The following is an 18,241-nucleotide window of genomic DNA, read 5'->3' as shown; positions in this document are numbered from 1 at the left end:
AGCAATACCTCTTATAGCTTATTAAAATATTCGTCTATTAATTTTTCTCCCATTCTTCTATACATATTGCTCATATTTATAAAGGAGCTAAGTAGTAAAAAGTTTTTTTGAAATTCTTGGTCTTCTATATTTTCATCAATCATAATGCTTTCAATATTATTAAACTTTTCTTCTATAGTTTTTTCTACATCCTTTAAGTCTTCGTTATATTGTTTTAAATATAATGTATATAATTCTCTAATTGGATATTCTTCTCCACTTTCAAAAGTTTTTACTATCTTATTAAGTGAGCTCTTTATATCGCTAATTGATAATCCACCTTTTAAATTATAAATAAGGCTCATTAATATTAAATGCTCTTTACTATACTTTTTATTTTTTATAGACATTAATAACTTTCCCTTAGCATAATTATTTACCATCGTCTTTGTTAATGCCTTATCATCTTCAGTTCTTTTACTATCATTAAATTTACTATCAAATAGTTGAATAACTTGATCCATATATAAATCTAATTCTGGTATTTCATCTAAAACTAATTGATTTTGTAAGTTTAACTCTTTAAGTTTCTCCATTAATTCATTGTTATCCATAATTTCCTCCATGTAGTTTACTAAACTACTTATTAATATATCTATGTTTAAATATACTAGTAATTGATAGATAATTCAAGAAAATTAGTAAATTTCATATACTTTCCTAAGAAAATAAGAGTTTTCTAATTTTGACTTTTAAAAGTTAATTCATTAATATATAAGTAATAAGAAGTAGTTTTCAAAACTATATGTAGAGAGGTGTTTGTTTTGGAAAAATATTTAAGAGAACCTATTAATAGTATAACTCATTGGATTGGTGCTATTCTTTCGCTTTTTGCCTTAATTGCAATGCTAGTAAAAGGAATAATTAACAATTCATCAGCTGTCACAATTGCTTCTGTCATAATATTTGGTATTAGCTTAATTCTGTTATATAGTGTATCTGCAACCTATCATGGTGTTATAACTAGTGATAAAATTATTTATAGGTTAAGAAAGTTAGATCACTCTATGATTTTTATATTAATAGCTGGCTCTTATGCACCATTTTGCTTAATTGCCCTTGGTGGATCAAAAGGAGCAGTATTCTTTTCAATTATAGCTTCAATTGCCATAGCTGGTATATTGTTTAGAATGCTTTGGTTTAACTGTCCAAGATGGTTACAAACATCTCTTTATATAGGTTTAGGTTGGGCTGCTATATTTATGATTAAGCCTTTATCACAAGTATTAAGCCCTATTAGTTTATTTTTATTAGTTTTAGGTGGAATATTTTATACAGTAGGCGGAGTTATTTATGGACTTAAGCCTAAGAAACTCCAAATTGGAAGCTTTGGTTTCCATGAAATATTTCATATATTTATTATTCTAGGAAGCTTATGTCACTTTATTTGTGTATTTATATATTTGTTATAGAAATTAATGGGCTGTGCAACTAATGTCAGTTAGTTAAGGTTATGACCTCTTAATAAAAAAATGGAACTATCACTAGCGAATTTTTCACCTCGCTGATGCGATAGTCCCATTTTTTTTTATTAAATTTTAGTTTTCTTATCTTTTTTTCTTAAAATAAATATACCACTTGCTAATATAGCATTTCCAATTAAGCCTATTGTAATAGCAGAAACTCCACCTGTTTTAGGTAGTTTATTTTTATTTTCTGATCTTTCTATTGATTTTTCTTCTTCAGTATTATTATCAGCTACTATATGCTCTACTATGTCTCCCTCAACTTCTTTATTATCAGTCACTTGTTGCTTTTCTAATCCAACAACTGCTGCATTTAACAAATCCAATTGATTTTCGAAATCTTCATCTGAAATTTCATCTAATTCAAGAAGTTTCTTAGCTTCTTCAACCTCTTTAGCTAAAGTTTCTAATGATTTATCTGTATAAACATCTACTTTCTTTAAAGCTTCTTCAGCTTCATTTATTTTTTCAACCATTTTTTCTCTATCAACCACAATTTTAGTTAACTTAATATCAAATTTATCTATTTGTGGTGCATCTTTTTCATTAGAGGCTATTTTAATTAATCCATTTCCAGCTTCAGTTATTTCTATATTAAATTTTACTGTATGAACAGCAGCAGCTCTATCATTAGCACCTGCATTTATACTTTGGTTACTAAATTTATTGTTTTCTTCACTTATAGTGAATCCATTTTCAAGGCTGCCACTTCTGTAAGAAAGTGTTAATTCATAAGTTCCCATTTTTTCTGCTATATATGGAATAGTAATATAATCTCCAGTATTTAAGCAGTTAATAAATTTACCATTACTTGCCCAATCTTGTGTTGTAACTTGTAAAGGATAATTGTTATCGTTAGTTGTATCATTAAATAAATTAGCATATTCAGCTTCTAATACTCTAGTTTCATTTTCTTTGATAGGAAATTTAAATGGACTTGCTTCAGTAAAGTTAATTCTTTCTTCTGAATTATTAACATATGTATCTAATTCAACATAAGCTTTTCTTATTTCTTCTACTGTAGCTGAAGTATTATCTAAAATAGCTTTTACTTTTTCTAATACTTTTTCTATATTATCATCAATAACTATATAGTTTTCTGGATTAATATTTTTATATTTGTCATAAAGCTTTTGTAATTCTGAGCGATTTAATAAGTCAAAATCCTTTATAGTAACCTTAGCTTCATTATTAAATCCAACTTTACTTCCATTACTTGGTTCAACTAATTCTATTGTAAAGTAAGTATCCCCTGTAGTTAAGTCGTAACGTTTTGTCTTAATATCAACAATTTTTTCTTTTTCTCCATCAGCAAAAGTAACTGCTTGTGATTCAGTATCAAATTGACCTTGAATTGCAGTACCTGGGTTAGGTTGTAATAATACAGTCGCTTCTCCAGAAGTTCCTCCAATACGTTTTACTTTTACTTTTAAAGTTGATTCTTCGTTAGTTGTATATTCTTTGCTTTCAAATTGGAACATTCCTTTACTTTCATTATTTAAATAAGCAAGTCCTTCAAATGATAATGCTCCAGTTACTCTTTCTATTTTAATTGTATGATTACCTTGCTCTAACTCTGGTGTTTCATAAACAACTTGAGTACTTGATCTTTTACTAGTATTGCTATCTATTTCTGCTACCTTCTTACCATCAATATAAATATTAGCTTTTCCATGATCTGATGCTTTTGATCCAATTACATATGCTTTACTTCCTGTAAAATCAATAGTAACACTTCCATTGTTAGTCCATGTACTTGAACCATTTAGATACTTACCATCGCTTTCAGGATTCCATTTTCCTTCATATTTAATATTTGTTTCTGAAGTACAACCTAAAACTTCTAAACTACTAGGAAGTGAACTACCAAGAGCAAATCCTTCACTTGCTTTATATACTCCAATTTCACTAATTAGTGGTGTTTCATTTTTAATTGTATTATCTTTATTATACTTATCAGCTTGAGTTACTGTTGAGAAATCTCCAGATACTGTTACCCTTATTTTTTGAGCTTTAGTTGGATATGTTCTAACTAGACGTTTTGAACCTATTGTTCTACCGCTTTCTATCTTTACCCAATTTCCTTCTTTATTTTGATATTCAACTAAATATTCATTGACTCTTTGTCCTAATTTAATTGGTTCTTCAATTGAAATAACATCAAAAGTTTGCTCTTTACCTAAATCAACTTCTATAGAACCTTTTATTTCTCCATCTGCTGGTGCCCAGTAAGTATCATCATTGCCATCTGAAACTAAACTTGGTGAATATGCAGTATCATTTCCTCTTACTGAAGAAGCCTTAAATGTAACCCCAGAGCTTTTAACTAAATTTGTTTTAAAAGTATTTTTAATGGCTTCACCAAACTCATTAATTCTATCAACTATAGCCTGATCAATACCACCATCTTTATTAGGTGGCACATTTAATAATAAAGTTCCTCCACGTCCAATAGAGCTAAAATACATATTACTTAATTGTTCCATTGTACGAGGTGTCTTTTTATTTTCTCCCCAGAACCATCCTGATGTTATTCTTGCATCGCACTCTGGTACAGTCCAAACATCTCCATCAGCAAAACCTTCATTAAAGTGATTTGTAGATGACCAATTACCATTTATAATGTCAACTACCTTGCCACTATCATCAAGAATTTTCTTAGATGTTCCCCAGTTTGGCTCAGGTGCAATACCATCTTCATTACCAATCCAACGAACTGTTGCTTTATGCTTTCCACCAAATAATAAACAATCTTTTCCTTCTTCATCTTCAATAGTTTGAAAGAAATCATCAAATCTATAGTTTTGTGTGTTTGTTCCTGAACCCTTCGCTCCATCCATCCACACTTCAATGAATTTTCCTTTATTACCGTACTTATCATTTCCTAATATTTCTTTTAACTGATTAATATAAAATTCATTATAGTCATGGACATCAAGTTCATCTACTTTCTCCCATGCTTTTTGTTCATACTCTTTATCAGTTTTAGCTCTATTTTTATTAAAATTATTTCCATCTGCATCCTTTAATGGATTTCCATCTGATCCAACTAGAGGTTGATTGTTTGCATCAAAATATCCATAGCTAGGTGCATGAATATCCCAAGGAGATAGATATAATCCCATATCCATATCTTGAGCACTACATTCTGCTGATAATTCTGCTAAAATATCACCTTGTCCATTTTTATAATTTGTACCATCCATATCATAATCTGTATAAGCACTTTTCCAAATACAAAAACCATCATGATGCTTTGCAGTAACAATTAATTTTTTAAACCCTGCATTTTTTAATACAGTCACTAATGTTTTAGCATCAAAATCCTTATTTAATGTGAATATTTCTGCTGGTGACTTAGTACCATACTCTGTTCCCCATTCTATCCCTGCAAAGGTATTAGGTCCAAAGTGACAAAATGCTGCTAGTTCATCCTTATGATATTTGTATTGAGCTTCATTTGGAGTTGCTCTATCAGAAGTAGGTACAGTTGTATTCTTAGAAGTTAAACTTCCAACCCCTACTGTAGCTTCAATTCCAGCAATGGTTGCTGCTTTAACTGGAATTACATATGTATTTACTGTTGATACTAACATGGTTGTTAATAAAAAAATTGTTATCTTCTTTCTTAACATAATTAATCCTCCCTATTTATTAATATTTAATATTTTATAATGAAAACATTTGCAACTCACCTAATATTATACCATATTAATTATAAAAAATAATCAATTAAAAATTAATTATGGGCTATCGCTAGGGAATTTTTTCCCTAGCGACAGCCCTTTATTTAATCTCACATTATTCATTCTACATTGTGCTACAGCATACTCTATCTTTGTTTAATTATTGCTTTTCTAGTTAAAACTCTTGATATTCCTATAAAAACTATAAATAATACTATAAATGTTAATACAGCAGCATATGAATTATTATTATTATTCCATCCAAATATAGTTTGAATAAATAAACCTATTTTCATAGTAAAATCCGGAAAATTTATTGCAATTATATTTAATAATATAATTAATAAAAATGGAGATACAGATACTACTAACTTCATAAGTTTATTACTCTTATAATAAATTATAGTTATTAAGAATCCTAAAGAAAATGAAGCTAAGCACATTGCGAATTGGAATGTAAATGTATTAAATAAAGTTCCTATAGAGTTATTTTGTACCCAAGTATTAATAGACCATTGAGTATCATTTATAAACTTAGTATAAGTATATTCATAAATCGTTGGACATTTTATGAAAATATTATAAATACGATTAATTATTATATCTATAAAAGACATAAATAAAGTAACTGGGATCATAGATACTGCTGTCCCATATATAAAATCTTTCCTAGATACATTATTACTTTTCATAAAATAGAAATTTTCTTTAAATGAGTTTAACCCTACTACAAATATAAATATTACTGATGATATCTCTAATCCTGATGTGTTTACTGTTCCTATTTTTGAAAGCAATACTAAGCATATACATACAGTAATAAAAATTGAGTAATAAATTAATATTGATTTTTTTAAACTATTAAGATTATATTTTACTATAGATTTTAATTTCATTATTTTACTTCCTCCTCTCCAGTTAAGTGAATAAATAATTTTTGTAATTCTACCTTTGATGTTTCTAATTCTAAATCTCTTATTTGTATTTTATTTTCATCAGTAATCTTTCCAATAATAGTTGCTGCCTTAAATCCTGCTATAGATTCTATATTAATGCACTTCTTATCCTTTATATATTTTTCAACTTTTTCTGAAGGACCTGAAACTAAGTAAGCTTCTCCTAATAAGCTCTCTACTTCTTTATCTCCTAACACCTTGCCATTTTTAATTATTATTACTTTTTCTAAAATCTCTGAAACTTCTTCTATAATATGAGTTGATAAAATTATAGTCTTAGGTTCATCAATATAATTTGCTACTAATTCCTTATAGAACATATCTCTATGATTTGCATCTAATCCTAAAACAGGTTCATCAAAAAGCAATACTTCTGCTCCTGATGATAAAGTTATAATTATTTTACAAATTGATGAATATCCAGTTGATAATTCCTTAAACTTCTTATTAATATTAAGTCCAAATTTATTACTTAAGCTTAAGGCATAATCCATATCAAAGCTTTCATAAAATTCTTTTGTCCACTTAAATATCTCCTTAATCTTCATTCCTTTAGGATATAAATCTTGTTCTGTCATAAAATAGATTTTTTCTAAAGCACTACTATTTTCAATTATATTTTCCCCATCTATTTCTACAGTACCTTCAGTTGGGAAAATTCTATTAGTTATAAGATTCAAAAGTGTTGTTTTTCCTGCCCCATTTCTTCCTAATAATCCATATATCTTATTTTCTTCTATAGTTAATGAAACATTATCTAAAACCTTATTTTTTCCGTATTCCTTTGTTAAATTAGAAACCTTTATCAATGCCATTAGCTATTCCCCCTTTTTAATCATTTCTACAATATCATCAATAGATATATTTAGCTTCTTTGCTTCTTCAATTAATGAAATTACATAATTGGAATAAAAACTATCCTTTCTCTTCTGTATTAATACTTCCTTGCTTCCACTTGAAACAAACATACCAACACCCCTTCTTTTATATATAACGCCCTCATCTACTAGCAAGTTGAATCCCTTAGCTACAGTTGCTGGATTAATCTTAAATTTCACTGATATTTCCGTTGTTGATGGTATCGCTTCATCTTCTTTAAAAACACCATTTAGAATACCATCTTCTATTGATTGTGCTATTTGAATATATATAGGTATTTCACTGGAAAAATCTAAATTCATAGCTACCTCCTTTTAACTTTATATTATAATATATGATACTTTTGTTATTTAGTTCATTACTTATGTAATTAACTATATACCTATTGGTTTATTTTGTCAATATTTCTCAAATAAATAATTTACTTAATTTCCATTAAATTTTCTAAATATTATTCTACCTTTCAATGAAATTATGTTTACTTTATGATATAATAACGAAATGAATAATTTTAGAAATGAGGTCGGTTTTTAGTGATAACTGTATCAAACGTAAGTTTAAGATTTGGTGGCCGTAAGCTATTCGAAGACGTAAATATAAAGTTCACTCCTGGTAACTGTTATGGTGTTATCGGTGCTAACGGTGCTGGTAAAAGTACTTTCCTAAAAATATTATCTGGAGAAATTGAACCAAATACAGGTGATGTAAGTATTGCACCTAATACAAGAATGTCTGTTTTAAAACAAGATCACTTTGCTTATGACGAATATGAAGTTTTACAAACAGTAATTATGGGTAATAAAAGATTATATGAAATAATGGAAGAAAAGGATGCTTTATATGCAAAACCAGACTTTTCTGATGAAGACGGTATAAGAGCTTCTGAATTAGAAGGTGAATTTGCTGATATGAATGGTTGGGAAGCAGAGTCAGATGCTTCTTCATTACTACAAGGTTTAGGCATAGGAACTGATATGCACTATAAGAAAATGTCTGAATTAACTGGTGCTGAAAAGGTTAAAGTTCTTTTAGCTCAAGCTTTATTCGGAAATCCTGGAATATTAATTCTAGACGAGCCTACTAACCATTTAGATATACAATCAATAAATTGGTTAGAAGATTTCCTTTTAAGATTTGAAGGAACAGTTATAGTTGTATCCCATGATAGACACTTCTTAAATACAGTATGTACTGTAATGGCTGACGTTGATTTTGGTAAAATCAAATTATACGTTGGTAACTATGATTTCTGGTATGAATCAAGCCAATTAGCTCTTCAAATGGCTAAGGATCAAAACAAGAAGAAAGAAGAAAAAATCAAGGAATTACAAGACTTTATCGCAAGATTTAGTGCTAATGCTTCTAAATCTAAGCAAGCAACTTCTCGTAAGAAGTTATTAGACAAGATTACTTTAGATGACATCCAACCATCAAGCAGAAGATATCCATTCGTTGGATTTAAACCTGAAAGAGAAGTTGGTAATGAAATTCTTACTGTTGAAGGATTAACTAAAACTATTGATGGAGTTAAAGTTTTAGATAACGTTAGCTTCAGAGTTAATAAAGATGATAAGATTGCTTTCATTGGAGACAATGAAATTGCTATTACAACTTTATTTAAAATAATCAATGGTGAAATGGAAGCAGATAGCGGAGAATATAAATGGGGAATAACTATAACTAATTCTTACTTCCCTAAAGATAACACTGAATTCTTCGAAGGCTGTGATTTAAATCTAGTTGATTGGCTTAGACAATATGCTGGAAAAACTGTAGAAGAACAATCTGAATCTTACTTAAGAGGATTCCTTGGAAGAATGTTATTCTCAGGAGAAGAAGCATTAAAGAAAGCTAGTGTATTATCTGGAGGAGAAAAGGTTAGATGTATGTTATCTAGAATGATGCTTACAAATGCTAATGTATTAATTTTAGACCAACCTACTAACCACCTAGATCTTGAATCTATCACTGCTGTTAACAATGGATTAAAAGATTATAAGAGCGTAGTTTTATTTGCTTCTCACGACCATCAATTTATTCAAACTATTGCAAATAGAATAATCGATATTAAAGAAGATGGTTCAATAGTTGATAGAACTATGACATACGATGAATACCTAGAATTCTCAGGAAAAACAAGCAAATAGAAGGGAGCTGTTACCACAGCTCCTTTTATATTTCTTTTATTTAGATAACTATTTAAATTTACAATATTTCATTTGAGAATCAAACAAAATATTATTGACATATTGTCTATAGTAATATATTCTTTATTTAATAATTATTTATTATCAATAATCTAATTTTTAATGTTTATTTTTAGTTTTTAATTATTTTTTGTAACAAATGTAAGGAGAGATAAAAATGGATGTGATAAATTTAACTTTATAAGATAAGGAAATTATAATCTTATTATTAAAAATAAATATGGGGGTATATTACTATGTTTTTAAAAAATAATAAACTAATACATAGAAAAAGTATTAAAAAGAATTTTTTTGGATATTCAGTAAAAAAATTTAGTATAATATTAGCTTCTATTCTTATTTTGACAAATACTACTTCACTTCTTATGAATAGTAATGTTATTTTTGCTAAAGAAAAATCAGTTAGATCTGAAAATAATTCAGCTATTGAACCATTACAATCTCTAAATAAAATTATAAATGGTGATTTTGAAAATAATCATATCTCTGAAAAGCAAAATTGGCTATATAAAGCTGGTGAAAAATCAAAAATAATCTCAGAAAATGATAATTCCTATGGGAAAATTGAATCAGATAGTAATGATGAATATATTTTACAATCGATTCCTACTATCTCTGGAAAAACTTATAAAGTATCCGCAGATATTAAAGTAAATGCTCCAGAAGGTGAATCTCCTTCTAAAGTTTTTCTTGTAGCTATGAAAGGATCTCTTGAAAATACAGTTAATAATTATCAACAAATAGAATTCTCTACTAAAATAAATGAATGGCAAAAAAATGAATTAGAATTTGTTGCAGATACTTCTCAAGCACTTATTGGTATAGTAAAGAAAGGCACTAATAATAAAACTGAAATTAGTATTGATAATGTTGTAGTTACAGAAAATGAGTCTAGCAATTCTAAAGTTATTTGGTATGATGAGTTTTCAGGCAATGATTTAGATCAAACCACTTGGCGTTATGAGTTAGGTTCTCTTCGTGGTAACGAACAACAACACTATGTTAGTAGTAAAGAAAACGTTTTTTTAAGAGACGATAACTTAGTATTAAAAATAACAGATAGGCCTAAAGAATATCAATATGATAACCCAAGATGGATTGGAAGAAATCCAAGAAAAATAATCTACAATTCTGGTGATATATGCACTATGGGTAAAAAAGAATTCTTATATGGTAGAATTGAAATGAAAGCAAAACTTCCTAAAGGAAAAGGTGCTTTCCCTGCTTTTTGGACTTTAGGAAATGTTTACCCTTGGCCAAGTAATGGTGAGCTTGATATATTAGAAATGATTGGTGCGCCTACTGATGAGCGTCTAAAAAGTGGAGAAAAACCTGCTACTAAAACTGGAGATCAACAAAGTAATAAAATCCTTTATGGAACTCCACATTTTTATTATGCGAATGCAAATGATCCTGATAAAGATGGTTCTTATGCTCCATATGTACTAGGTGGAAATATCTCACTTGCTAATGATCTAAATGATGATTATCATATCTTTGGAATCAATTGGACTCCAGAAAGAGTTGAATGGTACATTGATGGTGTTATATATAATACAATGAATTTATTTGGTGATCAACGTTTAGAAGCTGCTGCTAAATGTATAAATTCTCCTCAGCATCTTAAAATAAATTTAGCTACAGGTGGAAATTGGGCTGGCGATGCTGGTACTCACTTAGGAGAAGATAATACTGAATTCGTTATAGATTGGGTACGCTGGGCTCAAACTGATGAACAAGAGCAAGCTATGAATGAATATTATAAAACGCAACCTGTTATTAGTGGTATTCGCGATTTTACAATAACAGAAGGTTCAGATGCTAATTTACTAGATGGAATTACTGTAGATAAAGATAATTATTATATTGATTGTACAATTGATAATGAATATATGTTTGATAACTTAGGTGATGTACAAAAAATTGAAAGTATTTCTATGAATGAAGTAAATACTTTATCCCCTGGTGTATATAATATTAACTATAAAGCTCAACCAAAAGGAATTGTACTAGAAGAAACACCAACACATAAAGTTACATATAAGTCTTCAACTCTTATTGTTTTACCTAAAGAAGAATTAGTTGGAATAAATGGAGACTCTTTATCATCTGTAGAATTACCAAATGGATGGGAATGGCAAAATAAAGATCTTATTATAGGTTCTCAAGAAACATATCCTGTTATTTTCAGAAACTTAGAAGGTACAGGTAATGAACGTACTACTATAATAAACATCCCATTATCAGTTGTAGATAAAGAAATTGATAATAATGCTGATAATGAAACAGATGAAGAACCAATTGATAAAAATATAGATAATAATGAAGCAAAAAATGAACAACAAAATATAGATACTAATTCTAACATTACTGAAGTGAATGTTGATAAAGATAATAATACTTTACCTAAAACTGGTGGACAAAATTCTAATCTACTATTTGCCGCAGCAATATTTTTAATTGTTTCTTCATTAGTATTTTTAATGCCAAAAAAGAAAATATTTAAAATATAATCTTTATCTTATATATTACATATTTATTAATATTACCAAATTTAATACCTTAAATAATAATTTTTGAAATTTATTTTTACTCTCCTTATATTTAATATTTTGATTTAAGTATTAATTAACTTTAATACAACTATTAATGCTTACAATAACTTATTATTACTAATATAATTTATAAATGAAAAGATAACTTTTTTATTTTGAAAAGTTATCTTTTTTATTTATAAAACATTACTCAAGACTTCTTAATAATATTATTTATTAACTATTCACAATTTCTCTCTTATATTTAAAATAAATTATAATACTAATAAACAATGTAATAGCTTCAGATAAAGGAATAGTAAGCCATACCCCTGTCATTCCAAGAAAATTTGGTAATAATAATATCAAAGGTATAACTATAATTAAGCCTCTTATCATTGAAATAGCAAAGGATTCCTTTGGTTTATTAATAGAAGCAAAGAAGGATGTAGTTACAATATTTATTCCCATAAAAATAAATGCACTAAAATAAATATTAATTCCTCCTATAGCCATAGAAAGCAATACCTTATCTCCCTCACTATTAAATAAGTTAACTATTTCCTCGGAAAAGATTAATCCAAATAAGTAACATCCTACTCCTAAGATAATAGCTGTAATTATTCCATACTTAAAAATGGTTCTTATATTTTTAATCTTACCTTCTCCATAACTTTTACTAATTATAGGTTGAATTCCTTGAGCTATTCCTGTAAATATAGATATTACTATTAAAGCTAAATTAGCAATTATTCCATATGCCGCAACTCCAGTATTATTTGATATTTTTAATATAGTAAAATTAAATAATAATATTATTAATCCAGATGAAACTTCAGTAATAAATGATGGAACACCTAATGAAATTATTCTCTTCATATAAGCAAAATTAATTTTACACTTAATAAGCTTAAAATTATTTTTCTTTTTAATGAAGTGAAGTGATAATATAAGCAAGCTTAATATTGGTGTAGCTCCTGTTGCAAGAGCTGCTCCAAACATTCCAAGTTTAAAAGGATATATAAAAATATAATCTAAAATTACATTACTTAAGCTTCCTATAGTCATTGCAATCATAGCTAATTTAGGATTATTATCATTTCTCACAAAGGCTGTAATTATACTATTTACTATAAATATACAAGAAAAAGATAATAGAGTTTTAAGATATTTACTAGCTAAAGGTGCCACTAATTCATCTGCTCCTAAAATCACTACAATATCATAAGAAAATATTACTCCAATTATAGTTATTATAGCTCCAATGCTTACTCCCATTAACATAGCATGAGTAAATACCTTGTTTGCTCCCTTTTCACTATTCTTTCCTCTTTTAATGGAATAACTAATCCCAGCTCCTATGCCTATCATTAATCCAAATCCGCTCATTAAACTCCATAATGGTAAAACTAAGTTTAAAGCTGTTAATCCAATGCTTCCTACTCCATTTGCTATAAAAAATGTATCAGCAAGTATATAGAAAGAAAGACCAATCATACTAATTACATTTAATGATACATATTTTGTAAAATCCTTCAAAATATTATCTTTTAAGCTTTTCATTTCTATCCCCCTTAACTAAAAAAAGCATTAGATTGTTCATACCCTAAGGCCTAACGGCATAAACTTCTAACACTTGTTATCTAAATAATATATCCGGCGATATTATTATTTTAACTATTTATTTTATAATATTGCACTAGCATTGTCAATAACTCTTTAAGCTTTAACTCATAATACTAATATATACATTCTTCAACTTTTTGAAACATGATTATTAGCAAAAATTTTTAACTCCTCTATATAAAATTAAGGAGAGTTTTAATTTAGTTCTCTCCCATTTTAACTAATATCTATTTAATTATTCATTTCTATATTGTCGTATTTATTATTTAAAATAAGTATATCTACTCTTCTATTTTTTGATCTTCCATCCTCAGAATTATTATCTGATATTGGTCTATATTCTCCATATCCAACTGCTGATAATCTATCTGGTGATATATTACCTTTTTCTATAAAGAATTCTACTACATTGGATGCTCTTATTGATGAAAGTTGCCAATTTGAATTGAAATACTCATTTTTAATTGGAATATTATCAGTATGACCTTCTACTCTAACATAATTATCAATTTTATTTAAAATAGTTGCTAAAGATACTAACTTAGAATTCATCTCTTCTTTTATATCAGCCTTTGCACTGTCAAAAAATATTCTATCATTAAAACTTATTACTAAACCTCTTTCTTCTATAGATGTAGATACGCTGTCTTTTAACCCTAACTCATCTATCATACTATCAACTTGTCCTTCTATGGATTGAAGTTTTTCTTCCTCTGTTTGAATTAAAAGTGATAACTCATTATCGCCACTACTTAAATCTGCATTTTCTCCACCATCAATTATTCCTGATCCTCCTGTAAAGGCATATGACATGGAATTAGCTAACTTTTCATATTTCTTTTGATTAACATTTGATGCTGAATATAAAATAACAAAGAATGCCATAAGTAATGTTATAAGGTCAGAATATGTAAGAAGCCATCTTTCATTATTTTCTTTTTCTTATCTCTCCTTCTTCATTTTAATTTAGTTGAAATTCCAACAGCTCCAATAGTTCCTCCTATTACGATAATAGCAGCTGTATGTTGTAATAATGCATTAATAGCCCCGCCCTCTAGTGTAAAGCCTAGAATCATACAAATAAATGCAAAAATAATACTGACAATAGTTATAATATCCATAATACACCATCCAAACTTAAATTTGTTCATTATTTATTTTATATAAAATGCACATTTTTTTCAATTTAACAAATTTCCTTTTTTTGTACATTTATTCAACAATTTCTAGCATTTTTTCAAATTATTTCACTTTATCTTATTATTACTTAAAGTATATAAAATATGATTTATATTTATATTAAATTATCTATACTACAGTGTTATTATTTTAACATAATTTTCCTTATATAAAAAAAGATAAATGTAAATTTTTTAACCTTACATTTATCCTTCTAAAAAACTTATATTTTATTTTTTATATTTTATATGAAGTAATTCATGAGCCTTTCCATGACCTGGTTTACCCATATAAGTATCATACATTTTATTTAAAGCAACATTTTCATGAGACTTTCTCTTCTTTAAGTTCTTATCTTGATTATATAACACTGATGCTCTTACACTTCTAATATCCATAGACAATCTATCTGAAGAATTAACATGAGGTTGGCCACCACCATTTACACATCCACCCGGACAAACCATCACTTCAATAAAGTGATATTGCTTTTCATCCATTCTTCCACTTTTTATGAAATCAAATAAGTTTGATGCTCCATTTATTACTGCTACATTATAGTTTTCTCCACCAACTTCTACTGTAGCTTCTTTAATTCCAGCAAGTCCTCTTACTTGTTCGTAATCAATACTTTCTAAATCTTTTCCTTCAACAAAATCCTTAGCACTTCTTAATGCAGCTTCCATAACTCCACCAGTTGCTCCGAATATAGCACCTGCACCAGTATATTCTCCCATAGCTGGATCAGCTTCACTATCTTCAAGTTTAGCAAAGTCAATCTTTGCATCTTTTATCATTTTTGCTAATTCTCTAGTTGTTATTACTGCATCTATATTTCTTATTCCGTTATTCTCCATTTCTGGTCTATCTGCTTCATACTTCTTAGCTGTACATGGCATTATAGTTACAGTAAACACATTTTTAGGGTCTATATCTGAAATAGTTGGATAATATGTTTTACTAGCTGCTCCAAATATTTGTTGTGGAGACTTAGCACTTGATAAATTCTTTAAAAGATTTGGATAATAGTTTTCTACTTGTCTTACCCATGCTGGACAACAAGAAGTAAACATAGGGAACGGTCCACCAGCTTTAATTCTTTCAATTAATTCAGTTGCTTCTTCCATTATAGTCATATCTGCACCAAAATTTATATCAAAGATTTTATCAAAACCTAATTGTCTTAATGCAGTATATATCTTTCCTGTTACATCAACTCCATATCCCATCTTAAATAATTCACCAACAGCTGTTCTTACAGATGGTGCCATAGCTACAATAACATGTTTATTTTCATCCTCTAAAGCATCTTTTACTCTATCCATATGTGATTTCTCTGATAATGCATCTACTGGACAAGCAGCTACACATTGACCACACAATAAGCAATTAGTATCATCAAAACATTTTAAATTATCAGGTCCGATTATATTTTCACCATTAACTTCAATAAACTTTATAGATTCTGTTCCAGTCTTTGTCCTACAAGCAGCTACACATCTTCCACATGTAACACATTTTGTTCTATCTATAACAATTGATTTACTTCTATCATCAACATATTCTGTTTTATCTGCAACAACAAATGGTTTTACTGCTTTAGCTCTAGTCTTAATAACGAGTTTTAAAAACTCACAATTCTCTCTTCTTTTACAAGGTCCACATTTAAATTCATGCTTATCTAATAAATTTGAAACTCTTGTTTTAATAGCTTCTTGAACTCTTTCAGTATTAGTATTAATTATCATTCCATCTTTTGGAATTAAACAACATGCTTTTTCTAATTCATCTTGTCCTTCTATTTCTACTAAGCATACTCCACATTGTCCAACGCTACCACAATCCTCAAGAAAACATAGAGAAGGAATATCAATTCCATTTTCCTTTGCTATCTTAATTAAATTATCTTCATTACTTACCAGAACATTATTTCCATTAATAGTAATATTTTTCATCGCAATTTCCCCCTATATTTAATGTAATGAACTTCATCAGTTTGTTATAATATTAACGATATATATTATACACTTTTTCTAGAATAATTACTATCCTTTAATTAAAATAATAAAGAAAAAGACATTATTTTTTAATGCCCATTTTCCATTTCTGACTTTAATTCCCAATGTATTACAAATGCTAGTATTGCTCTTAAAAGAATTATTGCTGCAAGAATATACATTTCATCTAAAGACCTTACTATAACAGTTTTTAATATCTCTGCTCCAAGTTTAAATTCTAAAGCTAGAGTTAAAGACTTAGCAAGCTCTACTTTAACAGGAATATTCCTTTTAGTAATCATATTTAATATAAATGTATAAAATGCTTTAATAGCTCCTATTATTATTATAACTATCCCCATTAATTCTAAAATATGTATAGTAATTGAGGCTATTACTTCAACAATATGTTCTATCAATATTAATCACTCCTACAACTTCTTACTAAATAATTATCTTTGATAAAGAAAAATATGTAAAGTAAAATTATATATCCTAGGTTTTTTATTTTTGTTTTATGGTAATATAATACTATGTAGAGGAGGTAACTATTCTTTACGACCTCATAAACTTCAAGTCGTAAGAATATAATATCTATCTCTCCTTATACTTAAGAAATTAATTTTCAAAAATCCATTAAAAGGATAATCTTTTTATAAAATCCTAAAAATATTTTAATATGAGGTAACTTATGATACAAGTATATAACAGAAAAAATAAACAATATGAAGTAGAAAAAGTAGCTGGAGGTAATTATATCAAATGGTCCTATGAATCTCCTATAGGAAAAAGCTTTACTGAACTACTTATAAAGAAAAAGTTCTTTTCTAAACTATATGGTGCTTATTGTGATAGTTCTTTAAGTAAGAAAAAAATAGAAAAATTTATAAAAGACTTTAACATTGATATGAATATTAGTTCTAATACCTTAGATGATTTTAATAACTTTAATGACTTCTTCGTAAGATCACTAAAGGAAGATGCTAGACCTATTACTAAAAATAATAATTTACTTATATCTCCTGGTGATGGTAGATTATTGGCTTATGAAAATATTTCTGTTGATAAATTAATACAAGTTAAAGGAATTCATTACAGTTTATCTGAATTAATTGAAGATAATGCTTTAGCTAAAGATTATGAAGGTGGTACTTGTTTAGTATTAAGACTTTGTCCTACTGATTATCATAGATTTCACTTTGTTGATAGTGGAATTCCTTTAGAAAATCATTTCATAAAAGGTAATTATTATTCAGTAAATCCTGTTGCTCTTGAAAGAATACCTAAACTTTATTGCCAAAATAAAAGAGAATGGAGTATATTCAAATCTGATAATTTTGGAGATATACTTCATATTGAAGTTGGTGCTACTTGTGTTGGTACAATAGTTCAAAGTTATACTGCTAATAAAAGAGTAAATAAAGGAGAGGAAAAGGGATATTTTAAATTTGGTGGTTCTACTACGATACTTTTATTTAAAAAGGATTCGGTTAAAATTGATGAGGATATAATTAATCAATCAAATTTAGGATATGAAACTATGGTCTTAATGGGTGAAGCTATAGGGAAAAATACTAAAATATAATTTCTAATATGTTTCTTAAAATAACAAATTATATTAAAAGAAAGCTAGTAAATCCTTGAAAGATAATTTACTATACAAATGAAAAAA

13 protein-coding genes and 1 pseudogene are annotated in these 18,241 nt (G+C 27.8%); 4 read left to right on the top strand and 10 right to left on the bottom strand.

Going from position 1 to position 18,241, the window contains the following annotated elements; all coding sequences use genetic code 11:
• Positions 1–11 precede the first annotated feature (11 nt).
• On the bottom strand, positions 12–593 hold the full coding sequence (locus ACQRD5_RS12000; protein ID WP_291626287.1) for a DUF1836 domain-containing protein: 582 nt from the start codon (positions 591–593) through the stop codon (positions 12–14).
• Between the two features lie 210 nt (positions 594–803).
• Between ACQRD5_RS12000 and trhA the strand changes: the two genes are divergently transcribed.
• The gene (gene trhA, locus ACQRD5_RS11995) at positions 804–1,451 is read left to right on the top strand and encodes a PAQR family membrane homeostasis protein TrhA (protein WP_291626285.1); all 648 of its coding nucleotides are present in this window, start codon (positions 804–806) and stop codon (positions 1,449–1,451) included.
• Positions 1,452–1,570: 119 nt separating this feature from the next.
• Here the strand turns inward: trhA and ACQRD5_RS11990 are convergent, their stop codons facing one another.
• From ACQRD5_RS11990 to ACQRD5_RS11975, 4 genes are all read right to left on the bottom strand, one after another.
• Positions 1,571–5,140, bottom strand: coding sequence for an alpha-L-fucosidase (locus ACQRD5_RS11990; protein ID WP_291626283.1), 3,570 nt, complete (start codon positions 5,138–5,140; stop codon positions 1,571–1,573).
• A 197-nt stretch (positions 5,141–5,337) separates the two neighbouring features.
• Positions 5,338–6,087 (bottom strand): hypothetical protein, encoded by a 750-nt coding sequence (locus ACQRD5_RS11985; protein ID WP_291626281.1) that lies wholly within the window; start codon positions 6,085–6,087, stop codon positions 5,338–5,340.
• Positions 6,087–6,962: an ATP-binding cassette domain-containing protein gene (locus ACQRD5_RS11980; RefSeq protein WP_291626280.1), complete on the bottom strand. Its 876-nt coding sequence runs from the start codon at positions 6,960–6,962 to the stop codon at positions 6,087–6,089. Before ACQRD5_RS11980 ends, ACQRD5_RS11985 begins: the two co-directional genes overlap by 1 nt.
• A 3-nt stretch (positions 6,963–6,965) precedes the next feature.
• Complete coding sequence (locus tag ACQRD5_RS11975) at positions 6,966–7,328, bottom strand: GntR family transcriptional regulator (protein WP_291626278.1); 363 nt, start codon at positions 7,326–7,328, stop codon at positions 6,966–6,968.
• Positions 7,329–7,559: 231 nt separating this feature from the next.
• Here ACQRD5_RS11975 and ACQRD5_RS11970 point away from each other — a divergent pair, with 231 nt between their 5' ends.
• Together ACQRD5_RS11970 and ACQRD5_RS11965 are read left to right on the top strand one after the other, a co-directional pair.
• Positions 7,560–9,173, top strand: a complete 1,614-nt coding sequence (locus tag ACQRD5_RS11970; RefSeq protein WP_291626276.1) for an ABC-F family ATP-binding cassette domain-containing protein — start codon at positions 7,560–7,562, stop codon at positions 9,171–9,173.
• 296 nt (positions 9,174–9,469) lie between these two features.
• Positions 9,470–11,746, top strand: coding sequence for a family 16 glycosylhydrolase (locus ACQRD5_RS11965; protein WP_321129348.1), 2,277 nt, complete (start codon positions 9,470–9,472; stop codon positions 11,744–11,746).
• Between the two features lie 258 nt (positions 11,747–12,004).
• On the opposite strand, the gene ACQRD5_RS11960 is transcribed toward ACQRD5_RS11965, so the two are convergent.
• From ACQRD5_RS11960 to ACQRD5_RS11940, 5 genes and pseudogenes are all read right to left on the bottom strand, one after another.
• Positions 12,005–13,330, bottom strand: a complete 1,326-nt coding sequence (locus ACQRD5_RS11960; RefSeq protein ID WP_291626272.1) for an MATE family efflux transporter — start codon at positions 13,328–13,330, stop codon at positions 12,005–12,007.
• Positions 13,331–13,624: 294 nt separating this feature from the next.
• A pseudogene (locus ACQRD5_RS11955) lies at positions 13,625–14,332 on the bottom strand (OmpA family protein); the annotation flags it as partial.
• Between the two features lie 17 nt (positions 14,333–14,349).
• Complete coding sequence (locus ACQRD5_RS11950; RefSeq protein WP_427746849.1) at positions 14,350–14,514, bottom strand: hypothetical protein; 165 nt, start codon at positions 14,512–14,514, stop codon at positions 14,350–14,352.
• Positions 14,515–14,802: 288 nt separating this feature from the next.
• A complete protein-coding gene (locus tag ACQRD5_RS11945; RefSeq protein WP_291626270.1) occupies positions 14,803–16,527 on the bottom strand; it encodes a ferredoxin hydrogenase in 1,725 nt (574 codons plus the stop codon).
• Between the two features lie 131 nt (positions 16,528–16,658).
• A complete protein-coding gene (locus ACQRD5_RS11940) occupies positions 16,659–16,988 on the bottom strand; it encodes a DUF1622 domain-containing protein (protein ID WP_291626268.1) in 330 nt (109 codons plus the stop codon).
• 272 nt (positions 16,989–17,260) lie between these two features.
• Between ACQRD5_RS11940 and ACQRD5_RS11935 the strand changes: the two genes are divergently transcribed.
• The gene (locus ACQRD5_RS11935; RefSeq protein WP_291626267.1) at positions 17,261–18,154 is read left to right on the top strand and encodes a phosphatidylserine decarboxylase; all 894 of its coding nucleotides are present in this window, start codon (positions 17,261–17,263) and stop codon (positions 18,152–18,154) included.
• Positions 18,155–18,241: the final 87 nt, after the last annotated feature.

It is taken from the genome of Clostridium sp. SGI.024, from assembly GCF_050315195.1.
Classification (GTDB): Bacteria; Bacillota; Clostridia; order Clostridiales; family Clostridiaceae; genus Clostridium.
Note: the sequence above shows the minus strand (reverse complement) of the source record. Positions and strands in the feature narration are given on the sequence as shown.